This window comes from uncultured Aquincola sp. (assembly GCF_964001545.1).
Classification (GTDB): domain Bacteria; phylum Pseudomonadota; class Gammaproteobacteria; order Burkholderiales; family Burkholderiaceae_C; genus Aquincola.
The window spans coordinates 1-4,051 of sequence record NZ_CAXFDV010000074.1 but is presented as its reverse complement, the minus strand read 5'-3'; the positions used below and the strand labels follow the sequence as shown (position 1 = coordinate 4,051).

Sequence of the window (4,051 nt, the reverse complement as noted above, 5' to 3'; positions counted from 1 at the left end):
TTCGGCCTCGATCTGGCGCGAGCGCTCGATCAGCTCGGCCAGCAGGAACAGCGCGGCCAGCGCCAGCGTGGAGCTGAGCAGGTAGAACAGCGCCCCCGCGGTGATGCCCGGCTGCGCGAAGCTGATGGCCGCCATCAAGGTGCCTGACGACACCACCACCGCCAGTGCGGCCAGGCGGTCGATCTTCTGCGAAGCCAGCATGCTGAGCGCGGCCACCGCCAGCGTGGCGATGCCGGCCAGCAGCAGCCAGCGCCCGCCGAAGTAGGCCGAGTCGCCGGCACCGGCCGGGAACATCAGCGACCACAGCCGCAGCACCGTGTACAGGCCCACCTTGGTCATGATGGCGAACAGCGCCCCCACCGGCGCACTGGCCGCGGTGTAGGCCGGCACCAGCCAGAAGTTGAGCGGCCACATCGCCGCCTTGGTGAGGAAGGCGATGGCCAGGATGGCCGCACCCGCATGCAGCAGGCCACGGTCTTCGGCGGGGATGGCCAGGATGCGCTGCGCCATGTCGGCCATGTTGAGCGTGCCCGTCACGCCGTACAGCATGCTCACGCCGATGAGGAACAGCGACGAAGCCGCCAGGTTGATGACCAGGTAGTGCAGCCCGGCGCGCACCCGCCAGCGGCCCGAGCCGTGCAGCAGCAGGCCGTAGCTGGCCGACAGCATCACCTCGAAGAACACGAACAGGTTGAACAGGTCGGCGGTGAGGAACACGCCGTTGAGCCCCATCAGCTGCAGCTGGAACAGCGGGTGGAAGTAGACGCCCGCGCGGTCCCAGCGCGCCACCGCGAACACCAGCGAGGCCAGCGCCACCACGGCGGTGAGCACCAGCATCAGGGCCGACAGCCGGTCGGCCGCCAGCACGATGCCGAAGGGCACGTTCCAGTTGCCCGGCAGGTACACCGCCACCGCACCCGGTGCGCCGTTGCCCTTGACCGCATGCAGCAGGGCCAGTGCCAGCGCCAGGCTGGCCGAGGTGGCCACCAGATTGATGGCCAGGTGCCAGCGGCGGCGGTGCTGGGCGGCGAGCATCAGCACGGTCGCCAGCATGGGCAGCAGGATGGGGGCGATGATCAGCTCGCTCATGGCTGAACCCCCGCATCCTTCTCTTCACCATCCACATGGTCGGTGCCGTTCAAGCCGCGCGAAGCCAGCAGCACCACCAGCAGCAGCGCCGTCATCGCAAAGCCGATGACGATGGCGGTGAGCACCAGGGCCTGGGGCAGCGGGTCGTCGTAGTGCAGCAGGTCCAGCGGCACGTCGGCGCGGATGATGGGCTCCTTGTCGATGGACAGCCGCCCCATGCCGAAGATGAAGAGGTTGACCGCGTACGACAGCAGTGCCAGCCCCATCACCACCTGGAAGGTGCGCGGGCGCAGCAGCAGCCACACGCCCGAAGCGGTGAGCACGCCGATGGCGATGGCCAGGGTGATTTCCATCAGCGGCCCCCCGCCTTGCCGCGCTGCACCGCCAGCGGGCCGGTGAGCGGTTCACGCGCCACCCGGTGGCTGCGCAACGATTGGTGGGCCAGCGCGATCAGGATCAGCATGGTGGCGCCCACCACCAGTGCAAACACGCCGATGTCGAAGAACAGCGCACTGGCCACATGCAACTCGCCCAGCAGCGGCAGCGTGAAGTGCGCGGTGTGGGTGGTCAGGAAGGGGTAGCCGATCACCAGCGCGCCCAGCCCGGTGAGCCAGGTCACGCCCAGGCCGGTGGCGATCCAGCGCTGCGGCCGCAGCCAGAAGTGCGATTCCACCCACTGGGTGCCGGCCACCATGTACTGCAGCACCAGGGCCGAGGCCACCACCAGCCCGGCCACGAAGCCGCCGCCCGGCTGGTTGTGGCCGCGCATGAACAGGTGCACCGCAAACACCATGGCCACCGGCAGCAGCAGCCGCGACAGCACCTTGGGCACCAGCATGTAGCCGAAGGCCAGCGGCGAGGCGGCCGCCTGCGCCTGCGTGGGCGGCGGCAGCAGGTCGGTGCTCAGCGGCGCGGTGGGCAGGTGGCGCTGCTGGGGCGGCAGCTCCACGCTTTCGGGCGAGGGGCGGAAGCGGCGCAGCAGCGCATACACCGTCAAGGCCACTGCGCCCAGCACGGTGATCTCGCCCAGCGTGTCGAAGCCGCGGAAGTCCACCAGGAGGACATTGACCACGTTGCTGCCCCCGCCCTGCGGCAGCGAGCGTTCCAGGAAGTAGGGCGAGATGCTCTGCGGAAAGGGCCGCGTCATCATCGCGTAGGCCAGCGCGGCCATGCCGCTGCCGGCCACCACCGCCAGCAGCAGGTCGCGGGTGCGGCGCCAGCCGGGGCCGCGGCGGCGGGCCTGGCCCAGGTCTTCGGGCATCAACCGCTGCGGCAGCCAGCGCAGGCCCAGCAGCAGCAGCACGGTGGTCACGATCTCGACCGACAGCTGGGTCAGCGCCAGGTCGGGCGCCGAGAACCAGACGAAGGTCAGGCAGGTGATCAGGCCCGCGCCGGCCGCCAGGATCAGCGCCACCAGCCGGTGGTACTTGGCCTGCCAGGCCGCGCCGATGGCGCAGGCGGCGCCCACCACCCACATCAGCACGAAGGTGGACGCGGGCTCGACCAGCGGCCGCTCGCCGCGCACCAGCCCAAAGGGCTGCAGCGCCAGGAAGGCCGCCACCAGGGTGGCGAAGAACAGCCAGCGCATCTGCGGCTGCAGGCGCCGGGTGCCGAAGGCCCGGCTGGCCCAGCGCGCGAACCAAGAGAGCTGCGTGACCGAGCGCTCGAACACTTCCTTGCCATGCAGGCCGCCGGTCATCGGCGTGCGGTCGAGCCGGCCGCGCTCGAACTGGCGCTTGAGCACGAAGTACAGCGCGGTGCCGCCGGCCAACGCCACCAGGCTCATCACCAGCGGCGTGTTGAAGCCGTGCCACACCGCCAGGCTGTAGTCGGGCAGGGTGCCGCCCACCACCGGCCGCGCGGCCGTGGCCAGGAAGCCGCCCACCGACCAGGCCGGGAACATGCCCACCACCACGCAGGCCAGCACCAGCAGCTCCACTGGCACGCGCATCCAGTGCGGCGGCTCATGCGGCTGGCGTGGCAGGTCGGGCGTCAGCGGGCCGAAGAAGATGTCGTATGAAAAGCGCAGCGAATAGGCCACGCTGAAGATGCCCGCCAGCGTGGCCACCACCGGCAGCCCGGCTTCCACCCAGGGCAGCGAGCTGATGTACACCGTCTCGGCGAAGAACATTTCCTTGGACAGGAAGCCGTTGAGCAGCGGCACCCCGGCCATGGCCGCGCTGGCCACCATCGCCAGCGTGGCGGTGATGGGCATGGCCTTGAACAGGCCGTTGAGGCGGCCGATGTCGCGGGTGCCGGTCTCGTGGTCGATGATGCCGGCCGCCATGAACAGCGACGCCTTGAAGGTGGCGTGGTTCATGATGTGGAACACCGCCGCCACCGCCGCCAGCGGGCTGTTGAGCCCCAGTAGCAACGTGATCAGGCCCAGGTGGCTGATGGTGGAGTAGGCCAGCAGCCCCTTGAGGTCGCGCTGGAACATGGCCGCATAGGCGCCGAACAGCAGCGTGGCCGCGCCCGCGCCGCCCACGATCCAGAACCAGGCCTCGGTGTTGGCCAGTGTCGGCCACAGCCGCGCCAGCAGGAACACGCCGGCCTTGACCATCGTGGCCGAGTGCAGATACGCCGATACCGGCGTGGGCGCCGCCATGGCATGCGGCAGCCAGAACTGGAAGGGCACCTGCGCACTCTTGGTCAACGCGCCCAGCAGCACCAGCACCAGCATCGGCAGGTACAGCGGGTGGGCGCGGATGGCGTCGCCCGAGGCCAGCACCACGTCCAGCTCGTAGCTGTCGGCCATTTGCCCCAGCATCAGCACGCCGGCCAGCAGCGCCAGCCCGCCAGCCCCGGTGACGGTGAGCGCCATGCGCGCGCCGCGCCGCGCGTCGCTGCGGTGGTGCCAGTAGCCGATGAGCAGGAAGGAGAACAGGCTGGTGAGTTCCCAGAACAGCACCAGCTGCACCAGGTTGCCCGACAGCACCACGCCCATCATCGAGCCCATGAA

The 4,051-nt window shown here is 70.0% G+C and carries 3 protein-coding genes; all 3 read right to left on the bottom strand.

Translation table 11 applies throughout. The annotated features are described in order from the left end of the window. On the bottom strand, positions 1-1,089 hold a 1,089-nt coding region (locus tag ABNT58_RS02610; RefSeq protein WP_348751955.1), incomplete at its 3' end, for a monovalent cation/H+ antiporter subunit D. Continuing rightward, positions 1,086-1,442 (bottom strand): Na+/H+ antiporter subunit C, encoded by a 357-nt coding sequence (locus tag ABNT58_RS02605; protein ID WP_348751954.1) that lies wholly within the window; start codon positions 1,440-1,442, stop codon positions 1,086-1,088. The genes ABNT58_RS02605 and ABNT58_RS02610, both read right to left, overlap by 4 nt. Continuing rightward, on the bottom strand, positions 1,442-4,051 hold a 2,610-nt coding region (locus ABNT58_RS02600; protein ID WP_348751953.1), incomplete at its 5' end, for a monovalent cation/H+ antiporter subunit A. The genes ABNT58_RS02605 and ABNT58_RS02600, both read right to left, overlap by 1 nt.